The sequence below is a fragment of the Xanthomonas phaseoli pv. dieffenbachiae genome, from assembly GCF_008639345.1.
In the GTDB taxonomy this organism is placed as follows: domain Bacteria; phylum Pseudomonadota; class Gammaproteobacteria; order Xanthomonadales; family Xanthomonadaceae; genus Xanthomonas; species Xanthomonas phaseoli.
Genome location: NZ_CP041380.1, coordinates 1322261 through 1346037 on the forward strand (window position 1 = coordinate 1322261; position 23777 = coordinate 1346037).

Annotated in this window: 19 protein-coding genes; 10 read left to right on the plus strand and 9 right to left on the minus strand. The window is 65.3% G+C overall.

Annotated features, from left to right (window positions below):
* From FLG15_RS06140 to FLG15_RS06160, 5 genes are read left to right on the plus strand one after another with little or no spacing between them, the layout of a single operon-like run.
* Positions 1-363 carry an STAS domain-containing protein gene (locus tag FLG15_RS06140; RefSeq protein ID WP_003484273.1) on the plus strand — a complete coding sequence of 121 codons (363 nt, stop codon included), beginning with the start codon at positions 1-3 and terminating at the stop codon, positions 361-363.
* On the plus strand, positions 360-755 hold the full coding sequence (locus FLG15_RS06145; protein WP_017156591.1) for an ATP-binding protein: 396 nt from the start codon (positions 360-362) through the stop codon (positions 753-755). Before FLG15_RS06140 ends, FLG15_RS06145 begins: the two co-directional genes overlap by 4 nt.
* Positions 756-757: 2 nt before the next feature.
* A complete protein-coding gene (locus FLG15_RS06150) occupies positions 758-1756 on the plus strand; it encodes an ATP-binding protein (protein ID WP_081022818.1) in 999 nt (332 codons plus the stop codon).
* Entirely contained in the window at positions 1753-2628 is an 876-nt protein-coding gene (locus FLG15_RS06155) for a sensor histidine kinase (protein ID WP_017156593.1), read from the plus strand. Before FLG15_RS06150 ends, FLG15_RS06155 begins: the two co-directional genes overlap by 4 nt.
* Positions 2618-4573, plus strand: coding sequence for a response regulator (locus tag FLG15_RS06160; RefSeq protein WP_057679866.1), 1956 nt, complete (start codon positions 2618-2620; stop codon positions 4571-4573). The genes FLG15_RS06155 and FLG15_RS06160 overlap by 11 nt, the downstream gene beginning before the upstream one ends.
* 104 nt (positions 4574-4677) lie before the next feature.
* Here the strand turns inward: FLG15_RS06160 and FLG15_RS06165 are convergent, their stop codons facing one another.
* Positions 4678-6384: a glycoside hydrolase family 43 protein gene (locus FLG15_RS06165; RefSeq protein ID WP_150147586.1), complete on the minus strand. Its 1707-nt coding sequence runs from the start codon at positions 6382-6384 to the stop codon at positions 4678-4680.
* A 236-nt stretch (positions 6385-6620) separates the two neighbouring features.
* Here FLG15_RS06165 and FLG15_RS06170 point away from each other — a divergent pair, with 236 nt between their 5' ends.
* Positions 6621-8990, plus strand: a complete 2370-nt coding sequence (locus FLG15_RS06170) for a TonB-dependent receptor (protein WP_150145690.1) — start codon at positions 6621-6623, stop codon at positions 8988-8990.
* A gap of 106 nt (positions 8991-9096) precedes the next feature.
* Here the strand turns inward: FLG15_RS06170 and trxC are convergent, their stop codons facing one another.
* The 6 genes from trxC to FLG15_RS06200 all read right to left on the minus strand — a co-directional run bounded on the left by trxC (position 9097) and on the right by FLG15_RS06200 (position 16146).
* A complete protein-coding gene (trxC, locus tag FLG15_RS06175) occupies positions 9097-9543 on the minus strand; it encodes a thioredoxin TrxC (protein WP_057679869.1) in 447 nt (148 codons plus the stop codon).
* Between the two features lie 173 nt (positions 9544-9716).
* A complete protein-coding gene (locus tag FLG15_RS06180; RefSeq protein WP_039569667.1) occupies positions 9717-10082 on the minus strand; it encodes a DUF1428 domain-containing protein in 366 nt (121 codons plus the stop codon).
* 361 nt (positions 10083-10443) lie between these two features.
* The gene (locus tag FLG15_RS06185) at positions 10444-11574 is read right to left on the minus strand and encodes a hybrid sensor histidine kinase/response regulator (protein ID WP_017158000.1); all 1131 of its coding nucleotides are present in this window, start codon (positions 11572-11574) and stop codon (positions 10444-10446) included.
* The gene (locus tag FLG15_RS06190; RefSeq protein ID WP_057679870.1) at positions 11571-12155 is read right to left on the minus strand and encodes a chemotaxis protein CheB; all 585 of its coding nucleotides are present in this window, start codon (positions 12153-12155) and stop codon (positions 11571-11573) included. The genes FLG15_RS06185 and FLG15_RS06190 overlap by 4 nt, the downstream gene beginning before the upstream one ends.
* On the minus strand, positions 12152-13000 hold the full coding sequence (locus tag FLG15_RS06195) for a CheR family methyltransferase (RefSeq protein ID WP_209228155.1): 849 nt from the start codon (positions 12998-13000) through the stop codon (positions 12152-12154). The genes FLG15_RS06190 and FLG15_RS06195 overlap by 4 nt, the downstream gene beginning before the upstream one ends.
* Positions 12973-16146, minus strand: coding sequence for a response regulator (locus tag FLG15_RS06200; protein WP_057686999.1), 3174 nt, complete (start codon positions 16144-16146; stop codon positions 12973-12975). Before FLG15_RS06200 ends, FLG15_RS06195 begins: the two co-directional genes overlap by 28 nt.
* A gap of 159 nt (positions 16147-16305) precedes the next feature.
* Between FLG15_RS06200 and FLG15_RS06205 the strand changes: the two genes are divergently transcribed.
* On the plus strand, positions 16306-17469 hold the full coding sequence (locus FLG15_RS06205; protein WP_057680131.1) for a two-component system sensor histidine kinase NtrB: 1164 nt from the start codon (positions 16306-16308) through the stop codon (positions 17467-17469).
* A complete protein-coding gene (locus FLG15_RS06210; RefSeq protein WP_017159693.1) occupies positions 17462-17830 on the plus strand; it encodes a response regulator in 369 nt (122 codons plus the stop codon). Before FLG15_RS06205 ends, FLG15_RS06210 begins: the two co-directional genes overlap by 8 nt.
* 227 nt (positions 17831-18057) lie before the next feature.
* Here the strand turns inward: FLG15_RS06210 and FLG15_RS06215 are convergent, their stop codons facing one another.
* Positions 18058-19641, minus strand: coding sequence for an alpha-N-arabinofuranosidase (locus FLG15_RS06215; RefSeq protein ID WP_057680132.1), 1584 nt, complete (start codon positions 19639-19641; stop codon positions 18058-18060).
* 237 nt (positions 19642-19878) lie between these two features.
* Here FLG15_RS06215 and FLG15_RS06220 point away from each other — a divergent pair, with 237 nt between their 5' ends.
* A complete protein-coding gene (locus FLG15_RS06220) occupies positions 19879-20928 on the plus strand; it encodes an aldose epimerase family protein (protein ID WP_150145694.1) in 1050 nt (349 codons plus the stop codon).
* Positions 20929-21202: 274 nt separating this feature from the next.
* Here FLG15_RS06220 and FLG15_RS06225 read toward each other — a convergent pair whose 3' ends face one another.
* Positions 21203-21994, minus strand: coding sequence for a cytochrome C assembly family protein (locus tag FLG15_RS06225; protein ID WP_017158009.1), 792 nt, complete (start codon positions 21992-21994; stop codon positions 21203-21205).
* A gap of 344 nt (positions 21995-22338) precedes the next feature.
* Between FLG15_RS06225 and ffh the strand changes: the two genes are divergently transcribed.
* A complete protein-coding gene (gene ffh, locus FLG15_RS06230; protein ID WP_017158010.1) occupies positions 22339-23715 on the plus strand; it encodes a signal recognition particle protein in 1377 nt (458 codons plus the stop codon).
* Positions 23716-23777 lie beyond the last annotated feature (62 nt).

The window sequence follows — 23777 nt, forward strand, 5'->3', positions numbered from 1 at the left end:
ATGGAGCGTATTCCGATCCTGCGGATGGGCCATCTGTTGCTGGTCACCATCCAGGTCGACATGCACGACCAGCTGGCGCTGCAACTGCAAGACGACCTGTCCGAGAAGATCAGCGCCACCTCTGCGCGTGGGGTGTTGATCGACATTTCCGCGCTGGACATCGTCGACTCGTTCATCGGTCGCATGATCAGCACCATTTCCGGACTGGCGACGCTGATGGGTGCGCAAACCGTGGTGGTGGGCATGCAGCCGGCGGTGGCGATCACCCTGGTGGAGTTGGGGCTGACCTTGCCGTCGGTGCGCACCGCGCTCGATGTCGAGCGCGGCATGCGACTGCTGCAACAACCCGATGCGGCTCCATGACGGCCGGCTCGCAGCCGGTGCGCACCGAGCAGGACGTGGTGCTGGCGCGGCAGACCGTGCGCAAGCTGGTAGTGCAGTGCGGGCTGCGCCTGGTCGATCAGACCAAGCTGGTCACTGCGGCCAGCGAGCTGGCGCGCAATACCGTGATCTACGGTGGTGGTGGCGACATGGACTGGGCATTGGTCGAAAGCGGCATCCGCAAGGGTGTGCAGCTGACGTTCCGCGACCAGGGCCCGGGCATTGCAGACCTGGAACTTGCGCTGACCGACGGCTGGACCTCCGGCAATGGCCTGGGGCTGGGATTGTCCGGCAGCCGGCGGCTGGTGGACGATTTCGTGCTCGATAGCGCAGCCGGCAAGGGCACCCGCATCACCATCACCAAATGGAAGTAACCATGACCGGCGCGCTCACCCAGGTGATCCGCGTCGAAGAGGGTACCCAGGTGGGGCAGGTGCGTCGCGAAGCGGTGGCGCTTGCACAGGCCTGCGGTTTCGATGAGGACGGCTGTGGGCGCGTGGCCTTGGTGGCGACCGAGTTGTGCACCAACTTGCTCAACCATGCCGGTGGCGGGCAGATGCAGCTGTGCAGCGTCGCCGGCCGCGATGGCCTGGGCATCGAGCTGTGCACGCTCGATCAGGGGCGCGGATTCGTGCTGGCCGATTGCCTGCCGGACGGGTACTCCACCGGCAGCACGCCTGGCAATGGCCTGGGCACGGTACAGCGACATGCCGCCTTGCTGGATGCCTATTCCGATGCGCGGGGGGCCGTGGTCCTGGCACGCGTGTATGCCGATGCCGAGAGCACGCCCGATCTGCCCTACGGCGCGCTGCGTATGCCGCTGCAGAACGAAACGGTGTGCGGCGATGGCTGGCATTTGGCGATCGAGGCGCAACGGGTGACCGTGAGCATGATCGACGGCCTGGGCCATGGAGCCGGGGCGGCCGATGCAGCCGATGCCGGCACGCGCGCTGCTGCAACGGCCCGTGGCGAGCCGGGCGAACGCATCGCCCGCCTGCATGCCGGCATGAGCGGCACGCGCGGCGGTGCGGCGGCGGTCATGCAGTTCGATGCCGGCAGCGGCCAGGCGCGCTTTGCCGGGGTGGGCAATATCGTCGCTTCGTTGTGCGATGGCGATGGTGTGCGCGGCATGCCCTCGCACCCGGGCATCGTCGGGGTCCAGTTCCGCAAGGCGCAACCGTTCGACTTTCCACACGCCGCCGGCAAGTTGCTCATCATGCACAGCGACGGCCTGCAATCGCGCTGGACCCTGCGCGATCACCCGGGCCTGCTGTCGCGCCATCCACGCATCATTGCCGCGGTGCTGGCACGCGATTACGCGCGCGGCCGCGACGATTGCTGCGTGTTCGTCATGCGCTTAGGAGGCATGCAATGAATTCGACCACCGAGATGCCGGCAGCCGAGGCGATGGCTGAACTTGAAAGCTTGCGTCAGCAGAACCAGGCCTTGCGCGAAGAGCTGGAAGAAACCAACCAGGGCGTGCTGGCCTTGTATGCCGAGCTCGACCAGCAGGCCGAACAGCTGCGCGAGGTGTCCGAACTCAAGAGCCGCTTCCTGTCGTACATGAGTCACGAGTTCCGTACCCCGCTAGGCTCGATCCTGAGCATCACCCGGCTGCTGGAGGATGGCATGGACGGGCCGCTCAATGCCGAGCAGCTCAAGCAGGTGCGCTTTGTCAGCGGTTCGGCGCGCGAGCTCACCGAGATGGTGGACGACCTGCTGGACCTGGCCAAGATCGAGGCCGGGCGCATCACCATTTCGCCGGGCTGGTTCGACCTGATGGACCTGTTCGCGGCGCTGCGCGGCATGTTCCGTCCGCTCACCGATGTGGGCAATACCACGTTGATCTTCGAGGATCCGCCGGTGCTGCCGCTGCTCTATACCGACGACAAGAAGCTGGCGCAGATCCTGCGCAATTTCATTTCCAACGCGCTCAAGTTCACCCCGCAGGGGCAGGTGCGCGTGTTCGCGCAGCTGGAAGGCGACAGCCATGTACGCTTTGGCGTGCAGGACACCGGCATCGGCATTGCGGCCGAGCTTCACGAGGCCTTGTTCGAAGATTTCGTACAGGTGGACTCGCCGCTGCAAAAACGCCTGACCGGCACCGGCCTGGGGTTGTCGATCTGCAAACGGTTCGCCGAATTGCTGGGCGGCCGGGTGGGGATCAACAGCGTGGTCGGGCAGGGTTCCGAATTTTACGTGGTGCTGCCGGTGACGCTGGCAGCGGAGGAGACACGTGGGCAGTAAGCACCACATTCTGGTCGTCGACGACAACGCGGTGACGCGTTATTCGGTGCGGCGCGTGCTCGAACACCATCAGTTCGTGGTCGAAGAAGCCGGCACCGGGACCGAGGGTCTTGCCAAACTGGCTGCGCAGACGTTTTCTGCGGTGGTGCTGGACGTCAACCTGCCGGACATGAGCGGCTTTGATATCGTGCGGACGCTGCGTGCCGAGCCGCGCACCGCGTTGCTGCCGGTGGTGCATGTCTCGGCGGCCTCGATCGCCACCGGCGACATGATCACCGGGCTGGATGCCGGTGCCGATGCCTACCTGATCCATCCGGTCGACCCCAACGTGTTGCTGGCCACGTTGCGCACGCTGTTGCGCGCACGCCGTGCCGAGGAGGCGTTGCGGATCAGCGAGGCGCGTTTCCGCGAGATCTTCGAACACATCAGTGCACCGATTGCGGTCGTGGACGCCAACCTGCACATGCACCAGGCCAATGCCGCGTTCCAGCGCCTGATCGGTAGCGCCACACCCGGCACCGCGATCCGCGCCGCCGGGTTGGATCAGGCCGCCGCCGTCCACGCACTGACCACAGCGTTGGCGCAACGCGAGCGCTGGAGCGGCACCTTGTCGCTGCTGCGCGATGGCAAGCTCTGCGAAACCGAATGGCGGGTGTCGCCCTACCGCGAGCCGGATCTGGGACTGTTGCTGGTGGAAGACGTCACCGAGCAGCGCCTGCGCGAGCGCGAACAGCGCCAGGAACTGGATACCGCCACCAGCGAGCTCGCGCATCAGATCGCGCAGCGCCAGCACACCGAAATCCAGTTGCTGCAGGCGCAGAAGATGGAAGCGCTGGGCAAGCTCACCGGTGGCATCGCGCACGACTTCAACAACCTGCTGACCAGCATCATTTCCGGGTTGGACATGATCCAGCTCGCAGTGGAATCCAACCGCATCGAACGGGTGCCGCGCCTGGCCGAAATCGCCACCGGCTCTGCGCACCGCGCCGCTGCGCTGACCCAGCGCATGCTCGCGTTCGCACGCAAGCAATCGCTGGACGCGCAACCGTTCGACGTCAACACCCGTGTGCGTTCGCTGGAAGACATGCTGCAGCGCTCGATCGGCGAAAACATCGCGCTGGAGCTGGACCTTGCCTCCACGCCGCTGGTGGCCGTTGCCGATGCCAACCAGCTCGAAAACGTGGTGCTCAACCTGGTCATCAATGCGCGCGATGCCCTGAAAGGGCAGGGCACCATCCGCATCCAGAGTGCGGCCTACACCGCGCACAACGACCCGGAACTGGACGATGGCGACTATGTCGCGGTGAAGGTGATCGACAACGGGAGCGGGATCGAGCCGGCCATTCTCGACCAGGTGTTCGAGCCGTTTTTCACCACCAAACCCATCGGCGAAGGCACCGGTCTTGGCCTGTCGATGACCTACGGGTTCGCACGTCAATCCGGCGGCACCGCGCGCATCACCAGCGAGGTGGGGCATGGCACCACGGTGGCGCTCCTGCTGCCGCGCGGGCTCTCGGCCAACGAGATGCTGCCGGCACCGCCGCCCAGCGCGCCGCGCACGCGCAACGAGCGCATCTTGCTGGTAGACGACACCGATGTGGTGCGCATGATGGTGAGCGAAGTGCTCGGCGATGCCGGCTACCAGGTCATCGAAGCCGAGGATGCCAACGGCGCGCTGGAACACTTGCGCACCGAGGTGCACATCGATCTGGTGGTTTCCGATGTCGGCCTGCCCGGCATGAACGGGCGCGACATGGCCGATGTGGCGCGCACGCTACGCCCGGGCCTGCCGATCCTGTTCATTACCGGCTACGCCGAAAACGCGGTCACGCGGCAAGAATTTCTGGCAGAGGGCATGGCCTTGCTGCCCAAGCCTTTCAGCCTCAACGATCTGCTCAACACGGTGGGGCAGATGCTCGACAGCAGCGTCCTGGCGCGGGCGTAGGGCGTTAAGGCGGCCCCAAACGCACATGCGTGGCTGCGGGGTGGGCGCGGCCGGCGCCCGGACCACGCATGCACCAGGCGTGCAGCGCCGTTCCTGCACGCCGCTCAGCGCGCATACGCGTACGGCCCGAACGTGGCGCCGAGAAAGCCGCCGGCCGTCTCGGTGCTGAGCACGCTCGCATCGCCTTGTTCGAGCAGCGTCTGCCACTGCCCCTGGCCGACGGCGTAATCCACGTGCACGCGTGCGGCATCCAGCGCAAAGCGCAGTTTCACCGGTTGCGTGGCATCGGGCAGTGGCGCGCGTGCCAGTTCGGTGCCGGTGCCGGGCTGCTGCGGTCCGGCGCGGCGATACAGCACCACCGCAGCGCCGCTGGCTTCGCGCACCAGCATTGCTGCCAGGAAATTGCTCTCCTTGGCCACGATCGCAAGACCGGCCTGTTCGCCCGGTGCCAGCGCGCTGCCATCCACGCTGGCGACCAAGGTGGCGTGATGATGCTGCAGGCGATGACCCAGATAGGCTGGCTGACCACGGCCGATATCGCCCAGCGCAATCTTGGCCGGGGTCACGCGCAAGCCTTGCGCGCCGGGCTGATACCACGCGGTCGTTGGTGGGTGGATGGTCATCCATTGCATCGGCACGCGCGCATCCCCGAAGCGCTCGCTCCACTGCATCGGCCCGGTGGTCGGCATGGCCTGCGTGCCCGCCGGCAAGGGTGGGCACGCAGCCACCGCAGGGACCGCGGCGCCGTGCGGCAGCACCATCGGCCAGCCATCGCGCCATTGCACCGGCAACAGGAAGGTTTCCCGGCCCACGTTGTAGTGATTGCCCCGGTAAGGACGCGTCGCGAGAAATACCGCCCACCATGTGCCGTCCTTGAGTTCGACGAACTGCGCATGCCCGGCCGAGGTGATCGGCGCAGTGCGCAATGGGTCCAGGTCGCGTTGGGTGAGGACCGGATTGCCGCTCCAGGTTTCGTATGGCCCGGTGATCTGGCGGCTGCGGTAGATCATCTGCGCATGCTGCTCGCCGGTGCCGCCTTCGGCCGCGGTGAGGTAGTAGTAGCCATCGCGGCGGAACAGGTGCGGGCCTTCGATGTGTTCGGGATTGGTCGCCGGCTTGAAGCCGGAATCCACGATCACCTGCCGGGTGCCGACCAACTTCATGCTGGCCAGATCCAGCTGCTGCAGCCAGATGGCGCGGTGCCCGTCGTAGCGCATCTTGCCGGCCGGCACGTCGTTGTTGACCAGCCAGGCGCTGCCATCGTCATCGAAAAACAGCGAGGGGTCGATGCCCTTGGCGTCCAGCCAGATCGGATCGGACCATGGCCCGGCCGGATCGGTGGCGGTGATCAGGAAATTGCCGCCATCGCAGTAGAAACAGGTATTGGCGATATAGAAGGTGCCGGCGTGGTAGCTGATGCTGGCGGCAAACAGACCGCGGGTCAGTTCGTCGTTGCCGTAGTCGATCTGGGTTGCACGGTCGATCGCGTTGCCGATCTGGTTCCAGTGCACCAGGTCGCTGCTCTTGAAGACCGGCAGGCCGGGGAAGTAGCCGAAACTGGAATTGACCAAGTAGAAATCGTCGCCGACCCGCACCGCCGATGGGTCCGGATGGAAACCGGCCACGACCGGATTGCGGTACTGCGCGGCGGTTGGCACCGGGCCGCCATCGTCGCCCTGGTACTCGATCTGCGTGATCAACGCGGTGCCGGCATGCGCCAGCGGACAGCTCACTGCAGCCAGCAGGCCGGCCAACCATGCGAGTCGTTTCAAGAGATCCCCTTGTGCCATGCCCTGGCGCAACGCCAGCAAGACACCAGCATGACAGCACGCAAGGCGGCGTGGCATGACGTTTTGCGATGCCAGCGCTGCGTGGCGGCATGCCTCCATGCGTGTAGCGGAGTGGGTGGATCGGGTGTTGCCACTTCGCTGCAACATTGCTGACATATCGTGCGCGCGGCGCCACGCGGCGCCGCCATCAGGCGTGCCGTGCCAAACGGCTCCGACGCTGTGTCATCACCTCGCTTCACTACTTAGGATCAATCCGCATGTCGTTGTACTCGCCTGTCCTCCCGTCGCCGGTGTCCGCTCGTGCACAGGTCGCTGCGCGCCGCCGCGCCGCCGTGCAGCGCACGCCGCTCGCACGTGCCTGCGCCGGCCTGTTGCTTGCCTCGTTGGCGGCAACCGCGTCTGCGCAGCAAGCGCCAGCGGCCCAGGGCGAAGCCAGCCCGACCGCGCTGGACACGGTCACCGTCACCGCCGAGCACCGCGAGCAGAACCTACAGGACGTGCCGGTCTCGGTTGGCGTGGTGCAGGGCGCAGCGATGCGCGACTTCACCGCCGGTGGCGATGACACGCTGCTGGCGCTTTCCGGCCGCGTGCCGGGCTTCTATGCCGAAACCACCACCGGGCGCATCTTCCCGCGTTTCTATATCCGTGGCCTGGGCAATATCGATTTCTACCTGGGTGCCTCGCAGCCGGTGTCCATCATCCAGGACGATGTGGTGCTGGAGCATGTCGTGCTCAAATCCAATCCGGTCTATGACGTGGATCAGGTCGAAGTGCTGCGTGGCCCGCAAGGCACGCTGTTCGGCCGCAATACCACCGCCGGCATCGTCAAGTTCGATACGGTCAAGCCCAGCGACACCTACATCGGCCGCGTCAATGCCAGCTACGGCAGCTACAACACGCTCTCGCTGGATGGCGGCTTCGGTGGTCCCATCAACGACGTGCTGTCGTTCCGCGTATCGGCGTTGTACCAGCACCGCGACGATTGGGTGGACAACACCTTTGCCGGCAGCAGCGCCGACGGCACGCGCACGCCACGCAAGGACGCGATGGGCGGTTACAACGACCGCAACGCGCGCCTGCAGTTGCTGCTCAAGCCCAACGATGCGTTTTCGCTGCTGGGCTCGGTGCACACGCGCGACTATGACGGCACCTCCACCTTGTTCCTGCGCAACGCGATCACACGTGGCAGCGACAAGGTGGACGTGCCGCGCGACCGCGTGGCCTACGATGAGGGGCACGACAACCCGCAGGCGTATCAAACCGATGGCGGCTCGCTCAAGGCGATTTACGACTTCGGTGGCGTGTCGCTGACCTCCATCACCGCCTACGAAACCACTTCCGGCTACAGCCGTGGCGACACCGATGGCGGTGCTGCCGCCAATTACCCGGTCAATGGCGTGCCGAACGGCTTTGGCCAGTCGATGGGACAGATCCGCGACCTGGATCAGTACACGCAGGAATTACGCCTGGCCAGCGAAGGCGACCAGGCCCTGCAGTGGCAGGTGGGCGCGTTCTACTTCGACGGCCGCGACACCACCGATTTCTACCAGCGTGCCTATTTCCTGCAGACCGCCGCGCGCAACCCGAATAACTGGGTGCGCCTGCGCAATACCAATACCTCGTGGGCCGGCTTCGGGCAGCTCAGTTACAAAGCCACCGACGCGCTGACGCTGACCGCCGGCATCCGCCAGACCAGGGACAGCAAGGAAACCCGTCTGCTCAAGACCGCCGACACCGCGGCCGGGGTGGTGACCTACCGCGGCCGCCGCGATGTGCGCATGTCCGACACCCAGCCCAGCTGGGATCTGAGCGCGATGTATGAGATCGACCCGCAGCTGAGCGTGTATGCGCGCGTGGCGCGCGGTTTCCGCGGCCCCACCATCCAGGGCCGCAGCGCGGTGTTCAATTCCGATTTCACCACTGCCGATTCGGAAACCATCCTGTCCTGGGAAGCGGGCATCAAGAGCAGCCTGTTCGAGAACCGCCTGCGCCTGAATGTCAGCGGATTCACCTACACGGTCGACGATATCCAGCTCAACGGCAACGACTCGGACGGCAATGGCGTGCTGTTCAATGCCGACAAGGCCAAGGCCTACGGCATGGAAGCGGATCTGGACTGGCGCCCGATTTCCAACCTGTCGATCACCGCCGGCCTGAGCCTGTTGCACAGCGAAATCCACGATAAACGCGTCTATGCGCAGGCCTGCGCGCTCAATGGCGTGGTGGTGTGCACCGTCAACGACCCGACCATCCGCGTCGGTGCCAACACCTTCGCCCAGATCGACGGCAACCCGCTGCCCAACGCGCCCAAGTACAACCTCAACCTGGCCGCGCGCTACGACATCCCGGTGGGCAACGACGGCGCGTTCTTCGTGTCCACCGACTGGAACAAGCAAGGCCAGACCAGCTTCGTGCTGTACGATTCCACCGAATTCCGCTCCGACGGCAATTTCGAAGGTGGCCTCAAGCTGGGTTACACCGGTGGCTACGGTGCGTGGGAAGTGGCGGCGTTCGCGCGCAACATCACCAACGAAAAGAATCTCAAGGGCGTGATCGAAAACTACATGGCCGCGGTCTACAACGAGCCGCGTGTGGTTGGGGTGTCGGTCAACGTCAACTGGCAGTAACGGGTTGATCGCCTGATCGCAGTCTCTGCGGCGTCTGCGCCGCAGTGATGTTTCCTGCAGGTGGAGAGGCCAGCTGTGTGCATGTGCAGCTGGCCTTCGGGTTGCGTCACCGCTTGCTCAGGACAGAGCGCACCCAGTTGACGATTTGCGCGCTGCTCACCGCGCCGGAATGACGGCCCAGTTCCTGCCCACCCTGGATGACCAGCAAGGTGGGAATGCTGCGGATGCCAAAGCGCGTGCCCAGCGCCGGATGCAGGTCGGTATCCACCTTGGCCAGGCGCACCTGCGGTTCCAATGCTGCGGCGGCTGCGGCAAATTGCGGCGCCATGCTCATGCATGGCCCACACCAGGGCGCCCAGAAGTCCACCACCAGCGGCAGTGCACTGCGTAGCGCATGCTTGTCGAAATCCGCAGCCGACAACGCCACCGGCGTCCCCAGGAACAGCGGGCGATGGCAGCTGCCGCAGTTGGGTGCATCGCGCAGGCGCGTAGGCGCAATGCGGTTCATCGCAGCGCAACTCGGGCAGGCGATCAGCAGTGGTGCGTCGGTCATGTGGGTCTCCAGTCGGCGGTACTGCCTGCGCTGTCTCCGGCCATCGCTGGCCGCGCATGCTGCATGCGCCCAGTGTAGCGATCACCACAAAAGATTCCGTGCCCACTGCCAGCGGCAGCACCAGCCTGCGCAGGCCTGGCCAACGTCCTGCGGGCCGCCGTGCGCTGCAACGCTCAAGCCGATTGGCCCAACGCCACGATCGGCACGAAGCCACCGTAGACCATGCGCTTGCCGTCGAATGGCATCGGATTGACCGACGGGTCCATGCGTGGGTCTTCCATCATCTTGCGCATGCCCTCATCGCGGGTGGCCTTGTCCGGCCATTCGATCCAGGAAAACACCACCGTCTCTTCGGCGGTGGCATCGACTGCGCGATAGAAGTCGGTCCATTGCCCCGGTTGGACATCGTCACCCCAACACTCCACCACACGCAGCGCGCCGTATTCCATGATGACCGCATCGCCCATGCGGGCATGCGCGATGAATGCGTCTTTGTTGGCTGTAGGGACGGCAAGTACAAAACCATCGATATACGACATAACCACCTCCGCAGATGGGGTGCATGGTGTGCACCCGAGGATGACCAAGGAATGTCTGGTACGACCAACAACCGGAGAGCAGTGGGGCAGGAGCGTGCGTCCAGCGCGCTGGCCGCACGAGCATACGGTGCATGGTGCGCGACGGCACTGCTTGAGTTGGCTGTCACCCGGGCAGCCAGGCGTTCTGCCAATGCCCTGGCTGTCGGGCTCGCTGGCGCGGGGCGGCGGATCTGTCGTGGGCCGATCGATGGCAGCGCACTGCTAGCCTCTTGCTGGAGGCCGCGGCAATGCATCGGCCAAGATGCGTTGGTCTTACATCTGCGTGCGCACCGGCACTGCAGTTGCCGGCAAAGTGCCGCGGTCAGGCGGCCAGGTTGTGGCGGCGCAGGCGTGCTTCGAAGACCACGTCGCCGTCCTCGTTGCGCGCCTGCAGCGTGCCGCCGTGAGCCTTGACGAACTGGTCGGCGATGAACAGGCCCAGTCCCAATCCCTGGCTGGCATGGAAGCTGGCCTTGAACGGCTCGAACAGACGCGGCATCAGGCTGTCGGGAATGCTGCCGGCGTTGCGCACCGACAGGCGCAGGGTGTCGTGTTCGCGTCCATCCAGATGCACCTGCACCGGATGGCGTCCGCCATGCAGGACGGCATTGCCGACCAGATTGGACACGACCTGCGCCAACCGGTCGCCATCGCCATCGCCATCCAGGTCGCCCTCGGTGCGCAGGTCGATGGTGGTGTGCGGGTTGGCCTGCGCCACTTCGCCCACCACGCTGTGCACCACCTCGCCAAGGTTGCACGGGCCGAACTGCATCGGCAAACCATCGGTGCGCAGGCGCGAAAAATCCAGCAATTGCTCGACCATGCGCGACATCCGGTGCGCGCTGTTTTCCAGGTGTTCCAGCGTGCGCGCCGCCGAGCTGTCGGCATCGACATCCAGGCCGAGTTTGTCGGCGCACAACAGGATCACCGACAGCGGTGTGCGCAGATCGTGGGTGAGCACGGCCATCATGGTTTCGTTGAGCGTGAGCGCGCGTTCGAGCGAGGCATTTCTCGCCTTGAGCAGCCGCCGCTGCTGGTACAACTCGATGAACACGTTGACCTTGCTCAGGATGACGTGCGGCTCGATCGGCTTGTGCAGAAAATCCACGGCGCCGGTTTCGTAACCCTGGAAAGCGCGCATCGGATCGTTCGGCGAGGCGGTCAGGAAAATGATCGGCACGTGCCGGGTGCGCTGCGAACCGCGCATCAGTTCCGCCAGCGAAAAGCCGTCCATTTCCGGCATGTGCACATCCAGCAGTGCCAATGCCACGTCGTGTTCGAGCAGCAGTTCCAGCGCCTGCGCACCGGAGGCTGCGCACAGCACGCGGATGCCGTCGCGTTGCAGCAGCGCTTCCATGGCCACCAGATTCTGCGGCACATCGTCCACGATCAGGATCTTGGTCGATTCGGAGTCGTCGCTGCTTGCAGCCAGGCCGGTCGCGGTGAGGTTCATGCGTGAAAAGCTTCCAGTCGGGTGCAGATGGCTTGCAGGGTCAGCACCGCATCGGCGCCGGCGTGGGCGAGAGCAGAGGCGGGCATCAGCGAGGCGGCGGCGTCATCCGGGCGCTGGATCCAGGCGGTACCGCCCACCGAACGCACCGCAGCCACCCCGGCGCTGCCGTCGCTGCTGGCACCGGTGAGCAGGATCGCCAGCAGGCGTTCGCCGAAGACATCGGCAGCCGATTCGAACAGCAGGTCGATCGCCGGGCGCGAAAACAACACCGGCGCATCCATCGACAACGCCAGGCTGTCGCGGGTTTCCACCAGCAGGTGGTAGTCGGGCGGGGCGATGGTGACGGTGCTGGGCAGCAGCGGTTGCTTGTCGTCGGCCTCGCGCACCGGCAACGCGCAGCGCGCATCCAGCAGCTCGGCGATATGACTGGGGCGGTCGCGCGGCAGATGCAGCACGACCAGCACCGGCATCGGCAGATCTGCCGGCAGCCCGGACAACAACGCCTGCAGGGCCATCACCCCGCCGGCGGAGGCACCGATCACGATCGCATCGAAATGCTGGGCTGCAGATGCGCGGCTCATGCGGCCTTCCGATACAGCCGCTGCTCGCGCGCGCAGGCTTCGAAGGCCTGCGCATGCGCGCCGAACTGCAGCGACTCCTTGCTGCCCAAGCCGAGAAATCCGCGATGCACCAATGCGTCGTAGAACAGCCCCACCGCGCGATCCTGCAAGCTGCGGTTGAAATAGATCAGCACGTTGCGGCACGACACCAAGTGGACTTCGGAAAACACCGTGTCGGTGGCCAGGCTGTGATCGGCGAACACGATATTGCGTTTCAGGCGGCGGTCGAACACCGCACCGTCGTAAGCGGTGGTGTAGTAGTCCGACAGCGAGGTGCGGCCACCGGCGTCCAGATAATTGCGGCTGAACTGCGCAATACGATCGATCCCATAGGCGCCGGCTTCGGCCATGCCCAGCGCTTCGGGGTTGATGTCGGTGGCGTAGATCACCGCCTTTTCCAGCAGGCCTTCTTCGTGCAGCAGGATGGCCAGGGACCAGACTTCTTCACCGGTACTGCAACCTGCCACCCAGAGCTTGATCGAGGGATAGGTACGCAATAACGGCACCGCATGCTCGCGCAGGACGCGGAAATACGCCGGGTCGCGGAACATTTCCGAGACCTGCACGGTGAAGAACTGCATCGCCTGCGCAAAGATGTCCGGCTCGTGCAGCAGACGGTGCTGCAGATCGGCCACGCGCACGCAGTCGAAACGCGCCATCGCGTGGCGCATGCGCCGCCGCAACGACGACACCGCATAGTCGCGGAAGTCGTAGTGATAGCGCTGGAAGACCGCTTCCAGCAGCACGCGCAGTTCCAGGTCGAACAGCTCCACCGGGTTCATTGCCGCGAGCACCAGACGCGGCACAGCGAGACCAGCTTGTCCACGTCGATGGGCTTGGCGATGTAGTCGTTAGCGCCGGCTTCCAGGCAACGTTCGCGGTCGTCGGCCATGGCCTTGGCGGTCAGCGCGATGATGGGCAGATCCTGCCATTGACGGTTTGCTCGGATCTGCCGCATCGCGGTGATGCCATCCATCTCCGGCATCATGATGTCCATCAGGACCAGGTCCACTTCGTGCTTGGCCAGGTGCTCCAGCGCCTCGCGGCCATTGCGTGCGATCTGCAGCGTGACGCCCAGCGGTTCGAGCACGCTGGAGAGCGCGAAGATGTTGCGCACATCGTCTTCGGCCAGCAACGCGGTGGCGCCGTCCAGCACCGCGTCGCGGCGGCGTGCTTCGCGCAGCAGGCGCTGCTGATCGCTGGGCAGCGAGGCTTCCACGCTGTGCAGGAACAGCGTCACCTCGTCGAGCAGGCGTTCCGGCGAGCGCACGCCCTTGATGATGATGCTCTTGGAATACCGGCGCAGGCCCTGCTCTTCGTCGCGGGTCAGCGCGCGCCCGGTGTAGACGATCACGGGCGGAAAGGCGACCGCATCGTTGCCGGCCATGCGTTCGAGCAGGTCGTAGCCGCTGCCGTCGGGCAAGGCCAGATCGGTGACCATGCAATCGAATGTCGAGCCTGCCAGCTGGTCCATCGCCTCGGCAATGCTGCCGACCGCGACGATGTCCAGCTGGTCGCGCGCCAGCAGCAGTTGCAGGTTCGCGCGCAATGCGCTGTCGTCTTCGACGATCAGCAAACGACGTACTGCGCGTGCGTTGGTTTCTTCCAGCTGGCGGATCGCCCCGGCCAGCAATTCGCGCGTGGCGGGCTTGATCAGGTAGCCGACCGCACCAAGCTCCAGCGCAATCTGGCTGCGTTCCAACGCCGACACCACGTGGACCGGTACGTGGCGTGTGGCCGGATCGCGCTTGAGGCGTTCGAGCACGCTCAGGCCGGAGGCATCCGGCAAGCCGATGTCGAGCAGGATGCCGCTGGGGCGCAGCTCGGCGGCTAGGCGCAGGGCCTCTTCTGCGTTGGGGGCCACCACGCAATCGAAGTCCAGTTCGTGGGCCAGTTCCACCAGCGCTTGCGCAAAGCGGGTGTCGTCTTCCACCGCCAGGATTAGCCGGCCGGGGCGGCTGCGTTGGTCGCGATCGTCGTCGGCTCGCTGGATCGGTGCAGCATTGGGCGATGCGATCGGCACCGGCATCGTGTGGGCCACGGCACCACCGGATGCGCCGGATTGCGCACCCAGCGCGCTGCCGTTGCGTTGTTGCACGTGGGCTCCAGAGGCCGGGACTGCGGCTACCACGGGGTTCGCAGCTGCATCGGCAGGGCCAAGCACTTCCGCAGGTGCGCCATCGGTCGGCAATTCCAGCGTAAAGCAGCTGCCGCGCCCGGGCTCGCTGTCCACACTGATGCTGCCGCCCATGCGTTGCGCCAGGTCGCGCGAAATCGACAGACCCAACCCGGTACCGCCATAACGGCGGCGCGTGCTGCCATCGGCCTGACGGAACGCTTCGAAGATCACCTCGCTCTGTTCGCGCGCGATGCCGATGCCGGTATCGGTCACCGCAAAGCGCACACGGCCAGGCGCATGCGCCTGGACGGTCAAGCTGACCTTGCCGTGTTCGGTGAACTTGATGGCGTTGGCCAGCAGGTTCTTCAGGATCTGCTGCAGCCGCTGGTTGTCCACGACCAACTGTGCCGGCGCGCCGGCAGCTGCCGCGATCTCCAATGCCAGGCCCTTCTGCCGCGCCAACGGTTCGAAGGTTTCGCGCAGGCGCTGCAGCACCGATCCGGTGACGACCATTTCGTCGGCCAACTCCACGTGTCCGGCTTCGATCTTGGACAGATCCAGGATGTCGTTGATCAGTGCCAGCAGGTCGTTGTTGGACGACAGGATCGCCTGCGCATACTTCACCTGCTCGGCGCTGAGCGTGCCGTCCTTGTTGTCGGCCAGCAGCTTGGCCAGGATCAAGGCGCTGTTGAGCGGCGTGCGCAACTCGTGCGACATGTTGGCCAGGAATTCTGACTTGTAGCGCGAGGCGGCAGACAACTCGTTGCTGTTGCGCACCAGCTGATTCTGCGCGATTAACAAGGCCTGCTTTTGCGCCTCAAGCGCCTGCGTGCGCTCTTCCAGCTGCACGTTGGTCTGTTCCAGTTCTGCCTGCTGCACTTCCAGGTCGCTTTGCGATTGCTGCAGGCTGCGGCTCTGTTCTTCGAGTTCCTCGTTGGCCACGCGCAGCTCTTCCTGCTGGGTCTGCAGTTCCTCGCTCTGGCGCTGGGTTTCTTCCAGCAAGGCCACCAGTTGCGCGCGCAGCAATGCGGTGCGCAGTGCCAGGCCGATGTTCTCGCCGCAGCGTGCCAGCAGTTCGTCTTCGCGCGAGCCGGCGGTGCGTGGGTCGGTCACGCGCCCGAGTTCGATGATGCCGATCACCCGGTCGTCGGCGGTGATCGGCGCCAGCAGCAACTCCTGGCAGTTGCTCTGACCAAGCCCGGAGGCAATCTGCAGATGCCCGGCGTCCATGCCGCGGATGCGACGCACCGTGCCATGTTTCAACACTTCGCCGAGCTGGCCGGCAGCGGTTGGCAGGGTCTGCGGCAGATCGGGCGGCAACGCCGCACCACCGGTGAGTCGCAGACGGTCGCCCTCGATGCGATACAGCGCGCCGACCTGCGCATCCAGTGTCTGGCATAGTGCGCGCACCGCGGCGTCGGCCAGCTCCTGCGGTGCCTGATCGCCGCGCAAACTGGCCTCGACCGTGTTTTCTGCCTGCTGCAGCCACAGTGCGAATTCGGCTTGCCGGCGTGCGCGGATCGCCTGCATCACCACCAATGCCATTGCCAGGAACGACACGCCGCCAATGCTGCGATTGACCGAGGAAAAACTGGAATTGGTACTTGGTGGCGCGAGCTGGAAACCAATCGCCAGCAAGACACACGACAGCACGCCCACGACGAGCGGCACCTGCGGCCGGTTCTGAAACACCGTCACGCCCACTGCCACGAAGTAGGTCAGCCACACCGCATAACCGAGCGGGGTCACCAGCTCCATGCCCAGCGTTGCAGCCATCAAGGCCCCCGCGATGACCCAAATCCAGCGGTCGCGTGTGGTCGAGATGGTTTGCATAAGGTGCGTGGACCGAACTGGGAGGGCGGTCATGGTAGCCGATAACTTTCACGTACAAATCGCCGGAAATTTGACGCTTTTTGCTGCCGGGTTAGCTTGCACGCAGCCTTCACGCCGCTATCAATATGGTCCCGCGCTTTTCCGGAGAATCATCGCGCGATGGATGCGGAAACGGCCATCGACAGCGCAGGGCCGCTTTCTTACGACAGCCGGCAGTGTCAGCTGTTGGTACAGAGCGTGTCCGATTACGCGATCTACATGCTCGATATCGGTGGGCATATTCGCAGCTGGAATCCCGGCGGTGAGCGCATCAAGGGCTACAGCGCAAGCGAGGTCTTAGGCACGCATTTCTCGCGGTTCTACCTGCCCGAGGATGCGCAACGCGACGAACCCGGTCGCAATCTGGAAATCGCCAAGCGGGAAGGGCGCTTCGCTGCCGAAGGTTGGCGCCTGCGCAAGGACGGCAGCCGATTCTGGGCCAGCGTGGTCATCGAACCGGTGCTCGAATTCGGCGTATTGGTGGGATTTGCAAAAATCACCCGCGACCTGACCGAGCGCCATGAAGCCCAGCAGCTGCTGCAACAGGCGCAGCAGGCGTTGCTGCAATCGCAGAAGGTCGAAGCCTTGGGCCGGTTGACGCTGGGCATGGCCCACGATTTCAACAACCTGCTCACGGTGATGGTGACCAGCCTGGATCTGATTGCGTTGCGCGCAGGCGATGACGCGCGCACCCGCGTGCTGATCGAAGTGGCGCAAACGGCGGTGGATCGCGGCACCTTGTTGACGCGGCAACTGCTCGCGTTCGCGCGCGGGCAACAGCTGAACCCCGAGCGCCACCCCGTCAACGACGTCGTGACCCGTTCGTTGGAACTGTTGCGGCGTGCCTGCCCACCGGGTGTGAGCTTGTCGTTGCAGTTTGCCGACGCACTGCCGCATGTGCGCGTGGACCCTGGTCAGCTGGAGGCGGCGCTGCTCAACCTGGTCTTCAACAGTTGCGATGCGATGCCCGCTGGCGGCGGCATCGTGTTGCTCACTTTTGCTGCGCAACGATCCGAACCGTCAGGCCCACAAGGTGCAAGTCGCCCGTACGTGGCCCTTGCGGTACGCGACGACGGTCCGGGGATGTCCGCGCACGTTGCACAACGCGCCAGCGAACCATTTTTCACCACCAAAGATGTCGGCAAGGGCTCTGGCCTGGGCTTGAGCCAGGTCTATGGCTTCGCATCCCAGTCCGGTGGCTTTGTCGAGCTTGAGACCGCACCTGGACGCGGCACCACCGTCACCGTGTTTCTTCCGGCCGTCGAGGAGGCCGAGCATGACTGAATCCCTTCGCCTGCTGATGGTGGAAGACCAAGAAGAACTGCGCGAATTGATCGGCGAAGCGCTGCGCGATGCCGGCATCAGCGTCGACACCGCCGATGATGGTCACAGCGCATTGCGCATGGTGCGCGACAGCGGCCCGTACGATGTGGTGTTCAGTGATATCCGCATGCCCAACGGCATGTCGGGCATTGAACTGAGCGAGCAGGTGGCGCAACTGCTGCCGCAGGCGCGCGTGATTCTGGCCTCGGGGTTTGCCAAGGCGCAGTTGCCGCCGTTGCCGGCCCAGGTCGATTTCCTGCCCAAACCCTACCGCCTGCGCCAGCTCATCGACATGCTCAAGAGCACCCCGGCCAGCGCGTAAACGTCGACCGGGCGTGCGGCATCGACGGCGCTGCTAGTCGCCTCGTCGATGGCGCCTTCAATCCGGAGTGTCACGCCGGCACGGCGACGTGACCACCAAGTACATCGGTAATGCAACGATCGCGCCCCTTTCGAAGGCGCGCCCGCACGCGGCAACGCGGCGTCCACACGGCCGGCAGTGCCCGACACGTCATGCGTCTGGGCAGCCCTGCGCATTGCATCCGATCGCTATTGCAGCTTGAGCATCACGATCGAATGCGCCGGCAGCGCCACGTTCACTGCCTTGCCTTGGACACGTGCGCCCTTGAATGCCGCCGGCGCAACGGCCGTTGGCTGCGCATAGGTGTTGTACGTGGTGATCGCCGGTGCGGTCAGGATCTGTCCCTCCACCGCACGTAGCGGCAGCCCTTCCACCTGCACGCTTACAGTCGCCGCTGCGGTCGCGTCCAGATTGGTAAGTGCGAGATACACATGGCCATCTTTCGCCTTCACCGCCGAGCCGTGCACTGCCGGCACCTGCGTGTCGCCATGACGGTACTGCGGTGTCTGCAATTGCAATGGCAGGTGCGTGGCGTCCTGGTAGGGCTTGTAGAGCGCAAACACGTGATAGGTCGGCGTCAGCACCATCTTGTCGCCATCGGTGAGGATCATCGCCTGCAGCACATTGACCATCTGCGCGATGTTGGCCATGCGCACGCGCTCGGCATGCCGGCTGAAGATGTCGAAGTTGAGGGAGGCCACCAGCGCGTCGCGCAGGCTGTTTTGCTGCTGCAGGAAACCGGGGTTGGTGCCGGGCAATGGCGCATACCAGGTGCCCCATTCGTCCACGACCAGGGCCACTTTCTTGGCCGGGTCGTACTTGTCCATGATCGCGCTGTGCTTGGTGATCAGCTCGTCCATCACCAACGTGCGCGACAATGTCTGGATCCACCCGGCTTCGTCGAACGTGGTCGAAGACGCGCGCGGCGGCCAGCCACCGGGAATGGTGTAGTAATGCATGCTCAGCCCATCCATGAACTTGGTGGCCTCGCGCATCATCACCTCGGTCCAGTGATAGTCGTCGTCGCTTGGGCCAGGCGCGATCTTGAGAATCTTCTGGTTGGCCGGCGACTTGACGAAGGTCTGGTAGCGGCGAAACACATCGGCTGCGTATTCCACGCGCATGTTGCCGCCGCAGCCCCACAGCTCGTTGCCCACGCCGAAGTAGGGGACCTGCCAGGGCGCATCGCGGCCATTGGCGCGGCGCTCATTGGCCAGGCTCGAGCGTGTCGGCGCGGTCATGTACTCGCTCCACTGCGCAATCTCCTCCGGCGCAGCATCGCCCACGTTGCCGGCGACATAGGCCTGGGTGCCGAGCAATTCGGTGAAGTCCATGAACTCGTGCGTGCCGAAACGGTTGGACTCCTCCACACCGCCCCAGTGCGTGTTGACCCGGATCGGGCGCTTGGCCGGCGTGCCGACGCCATCGCGCCAGTGGTACTCGTCGGCGAAGCAACCTCCGGGCCAGCGAATGTTGGGCACGGCGATGGCTTTCAGTGCGGCGACCACGTCGTTGCGATAGCCGCGCGTATTGGGAATCGGCGACTGCTCGCCCACCCACACGCCACCATAGATGCCGGTGCCCAGATGCTCGGCGAATTGGCCGAACAGTTGCCGCGACACCTGCGCGCCGGGCTGGTCCACGCGCAAGGTGCCGCTGACCTTGACCTCGGCAGCGAAGGCGGCCGGCACGCTGGCGAGCGAGGCGGCGACGAAAACGGCGTTCAACAGCTGCCTGCGCGATGCCTGCAATGCGGGGGGAATCCACTGCATCGGGTCGGTGCTCCTGTGCTGGTCGATGGTCGGTTGGGTGCTGCTGCGATGGGAAGCGCGCGGCTAGCGTAGTGCCGGTGGCCGTTCTTTGTATTGCTGCAGCGCGAGCACTGCAGGCGAGCGCGGCAGTCGCTTCGCCGCCGCAATCGTCTCGCCGGCCAGGATGTGCGCAGCAGCATGGTCGGCAGCCACCGCATGCGGCTATGCTCGCGGGCTATCTCATCGGCAGGACGATCCATGCAGCGAGTGTTCGGGCAGTTGCCAGACGGTGTCGAGATCCACGCACTCACGTTACGCAGCGAGGCTGGTCTGCAGGCGGAGGTGCTCACCTATGGCGGCATCCTGCATACGCTGCAGTTGACGACCGCTCAGGGTGTGGTGCCGCTGGTGCTGAACCTGCCGGATCTACCCGCCTATGCTGCCGATGGCGACAGCCTCAACATTCTGGTGGGCCGCTTCGGCAACCGCATCGCCGGTGCGCGTTACACCCTGGAAGGCGTCACCCACATGCTGGCCGCCAATGAAGGGCGTAACCAACTGCACGGCGGGCTGCGCGGTTTCGGGCGACGGGTGTGGAGCGTGCTGGAGCAGGCGCCGGACCAGGTGCTGCTGGGCTACGACTCGCCCGATGGCGAAGAGGGCTACCCCGGCAATCTGCAGGTGCGTGCGCGCCTGCAGCTTCACGGGTGGAGCCTGCAGCTGGACTTCGAAGCGCACTGCGATGCCGCGACTGCGTTGAACCTCACCCATCACCCGTATTTCAACCTGTCCGGCGACCCGCAGCTGCGTGCCGCAGCGCAGGTGCTGCGCGTGCCTGCCGATCGCTACCTGCCGGTGGATGCCGAGTCGATCCCCACGGGCCAGATCGCATCGGTGACCGGTACCCCATTCGATTTCCGCCAGCCTGCCGCGCTGGCCGACAACACCGACCCGGCAAATCCGCAGATCGTCCTCGGCAAGGGCTATGACCAGTGTCTGGTGCTGGCCGCCGACGCGGACTGCGTTGCCGAGCTGTACTCCCCCCACAGCGGGGTGGCACTGCGCATCGGCAGCGATGCCCCGGCGGTGCAGGTGTACGAAGGCCAGCATCTGGACGCCCACCATCCCGGACTGGGGCGTGGCGTCTGCCTGGAGCCGCAGGACTATCCGGACGCCCCCAACCATCCCAACTTCCCGTCGACCATCCTGCGGCCGGGCCAGACCTACCGCCGCAGTATCAGCTATCGCTTTGCCGATGCTGGGCCGGACCAGCCGTGGGATGCTGTACGCGCCGCGCTGGATGCGTGAGAGATTTGATTTCAGCGCTGAGGAGTTAGCTGGGCTGCGTCGTGCGGGAGCGACCCGGCGCCGCTGATCGCAGCGTCAGTTCTGACAGTGCGCATCCTTCAGTTGCCGTAAGCCTGGTTGCCAACGACCTGGCGTGGCCGATACCCGTAGCGCGCCGCACAAGATCGATCCATGCGCGCGCGGTCGGCGCACCAGCCAGGATGTGCGCGATCAACGCGATCGCAGTTCGCCGTACTCGATTTCGAATCTGAGACGCTGGCTAGGCCAACCGCGCTCAACGCGGCCCCAGCACCAGCTCGATGACGAACTTGCTGCCGAAGAACGACAGCACCAGCAGCACCATCGCGGTCAGCGTCCAGTGCACCGCCTTGGTGCCGCGCCAGCCGTTGCGCCAGCGGCCGATCAGCAGCGCACCGAACACGATCCACGACAGGATGCTCAGCACGGTCTTTTGCAACAGCCGCTGCGCCAGGAAGTCCTGCACGAACAACAGCCCGGTCAGCAGGGTCAGGCTCAACAGCACAAAGCCCACCGTAATCGTGCGGAACAGCAGCGTTTCCAGCTCGGTCAGCGGTGGCAGTGCGCGCAGCCAGCTATGGAAATCGCGCCGCCGCAACGCGCGTTCCTGCAGCCACAGCATGATTGCCAGCAGCGCCGCGATGCCCAGCGTGGCGTAGGCCAGCAAGGCCAGCCACGCGTGCAATTCCAGTCGCCAGCCCAGATCCGAGCTGGGTTCGTGGCCGTAGGCGTGGTAGCTGGCCAGCAGGATCGCCGACAGCGGGAACACCACCACGCCCACCGCCGCCATCCGCCCGCGGCCGCCGAACACCGCCGTCAGCGCAGCCATGCCCAGCCCGCACAACGACAGTGCCGCGAAGAAATGCATGTCCGGCCCGCCGGCGGTGCGCACGGCCACCAGCACGTGGTAACCGGCGTGCAACGCCACTGCAGCCAGTGCGGGCGCCAGCCAGCGCGCAGGCGATTGGTTGCCATCGCGCAACACTGCCCGGGTGAGCAGCGCCGTGGCCAGCAGGTATAGGGCGAACGCGATGAGAACGATTGTCATCGTGGAAGTTTCGCATGGTGGGGCCGGGATTGGGGATGGGGGAATCGGGAATCGGGAATCGGGGAGGCCTGGGCCGTGGGTCGCTTGGGTTTTGCTGGCGGGCGGTCTCTCGTCGCGAGGGAGCGCCTGGTGAAGCAGGGTGCGCCTGGCACGCAGGAGCGCGGCTTTCGCCGGCCTTGCTGCCGTTCCTGCGCGTCCCGGTTCGGTCCCGGCTGATTGCCCGCCTCGCAGCACGGTCGAAGAGTTCCTCACCGGGCACCTTGCCGGGCCCATGCAGGCCGGGGCAGGCCGCCAGCCGGTGCCGCTATAATCGGCACCCGTTTCCCCTCTGCGGTCCTGTGCGCATGTTCGAGTCCCTTACCCAACGTCTCTCCGGCACCATGGAGCGCCTGCGCGGCCGCGGCCGCCTGACCGAGGAGAACATCCGCGAAGCCACCCGCGAAGTGCGTATCGCGCTGCTGGAGGCCGACGTCGCGCTGCCGGTGGTGCAGGCGTTGATCGAGCGCATCAAGGTGCGCGCAGTGGGCCAGGAAGTGCTCAAGTCGTTGACCCCGGGCCAGGCGCTGATCAAGGTGGTGCGCGACGAGCTCACCGCCGTGATGGGCGCGGCCGCCACCGACCTCAATCTCAACGTGCCGGCACCGGCGATTGTGCTGATGGCCGGTTTGCAGGGCGCCGGCAAGACCACCACGGTCGGCAAGCTCGCCAAGCACCTGAAGGAAAAGCGCAAGAAGAAGGTCATGGTGGTTTCGGCCGACGTCTACCGCCCGGCCGCGATCGAGCAGCTCAAGACCCTGGCCGACCAGGTCGGGGTGCTGTTCTTCGCCTCCGATGCGTCGCAGAAGCCGGTCGACATCGTGCGTGCTGCCATCAGCGATGCGCGCAAGTCCTTCGTCGACGTGCTGCTGGTCGACACCGCCGGCCGCCTGGCGATCGATCAGGCGATGATGGACGAGATCAAGGCGCTGCATGCCGCGGTCAACCCCACCGAAACCCTGTTCGTGGTCGATGCGATGACCGGCCAGGACGCGGCCAACACCGCCAAGGCCTTCGGCGAGGCGCTGCCGCTGACCGGCGTGGTGCTGACCAAGACCGACGGCGATGCCCGCGGCGGCGCGGCACTGAGCGTGCGCTACATCACCGGCAAGCCGATCAAGTTCGTTGGTACCGGCGAAAAGACCGATGGCCTGGACGTGTTCCATCCCGATCGCGTCGCCAGCCGCATCCTGGACATGGGCGACGTGCTGTCGCTGGTGGAGCAGGTCGAGCACAGCGTCGACCAGGAAAAGGCCGCCAAGCTGGCCGCCAAGGTCGCCAAGGGCAAGAAGTTCGACCTCAACGACATGAAGGAACAGCTCGAGCAGATGCAGAACATGGGCGGCATCCATGGGCTGATGGACAAGCTGCCGGGCATGGGCCAGATCCCGGACAACGTCAAGCAGCAGGTCACCGGCAAGGAAGTGCCGCGCATGATCGCCATCATCAATTCGATGACCAAGAAGGAACGCCGCAACCCGGCGCTGCTCAACGGCTCGCGCCGCGCCCGCATTGCCCGCGGCTCGGGCATGCAGCCGGCCGACGTCAACAAGCTGATGAAGCAGTACCAGCAGATGGAAAAGATGATGGGCAAGCTGGCCGGTGGCGGCATGAAGGGCCTGATGCGCAACATGAAGGGCATGATGGGCGCCATGGGCGGCCGCGGCGGCATGCCGTTCCGCTGAGCAACCTGCGCACGCCGCGCTGCGAAGCATTCGCAGGCGCGCAGTGCATGCATCTTGCGCTG

Excerpts from the sequence above, each read along its gene's own strand:
- ffh (WP_017158010.1), top strand. The coding sequence starts at position 22,339 with ATGTTCGAGTCCCTTACCCAACGTCTCTCCGGCACCATGGAGCGCCTG.
- FLG15_RS06225 (WP_017158009.1), bottom strand. The coding sequence starts at position 21,994 with ATGACAATCGTTCTCATCGCGTTCGCCCTATACCTGCTGGCCACGGCG.
- FLG15_RS06155 (WP_017156593.1), top strand. The coding sequence starts at position 1,753 with ATGAATTCGACCACCGAGATGCCGGCAGCCGAGGCGATGGCTGAACTT.
- FLG15_RS06215 (WP_057680132.1), bottom strand. The coding sequence starts at position 19,641 with ATGCAGTGGATTCCCCCCGCATTGCAGGCATCGCGCAGGCAGCTGTTG.
- FLG15_RS06205 (WP_057680131.1), top strand. The coding sequence starts at position 16,306 with ATGGATGCGGAAACGGCCATCGACAGCGCAGGGCCGCTTTCTTACGAC.
- FLG15_RS06210 (WP_017159693.1), top strand. The coding sequence starts at position 17,462 with ATGACTGAATCCCTTCGCCTGCTGATGGTGGAAGACCAAGAAGAACTG.
- FLG15_RS06170 (WP_150145690.1), top strand. The coding sequence starts at position 6,621 with ATGTCGTTGTACTCGCCTGTCCTCCCGTCGCCGGTGTCCGCTCGTGCA.
- FLG15_RS06150 (WP_081022818.1), top strand. The coding sequence starts at position 758 with ATGACCGGCGCGCTCACCCAGGTGATCCGCGTCGAAGAGGGTACCCAG.
- trxC (WP_057679869.1), bottom strand. The coding sequence starts at position 9,543 with ATGACCGACGCACCACTGCTGATCGCCTGCCCGAGTTGCGCTGCGATG.
- FLG15_RS06200 (WP_057686999.1), bottom strand. The coding sequence starts at position 16,146 with ATGCAAACCATCTCGACCACACGCGACCGCTGGATTTGGGTCATCGCG.
- FLG15_RS06220 (WP_150145694.1), top strand. The coding sequence starts at position 19,879 with ATGCAGCGAGTGTTCGGGCAGTTGCCAGACGGTGTCGAGATCCACGCA.
- FLG15_RS06190 (WP_057679870.1), bottom strand. The coding sequence starts at position 12,155 with ATGAGCCGCGCATCTGCAGCCCAGCATTTCGATGCGATCGTGATCGGT.
- FLG15_RS06180 (WP_039569667.1), bottom strand. The coding sequence starts at position 10,082 with ATGTCGTATATCGATGGTTTTGTACTTGCCGTCCCTACAGCCAACAAA.
- FLG15_RS06185 (WP_017158000.1), bottom strand. The coding sequence starts at position 11,574 with ATGAACCTCACCGCGACCGGCCTGGCTGCAAGCAGCGACGACTCCGAA.
- FLG15_RS06140 (WP_003484273.1), top strand. The coding sequence starts at position 1 with ATGGAGCGTATTCCGATCCTGCGGATGGGCCATCTGTTGCTGGTCACC.
- FLG15_RS06145 (WP_017156591.1), top strand. The coding sequence starts at position 360 with ATGACGGCCGGCTCGCAGCCGGTGCGCACCGAGCAGGACGTGGTGCTG.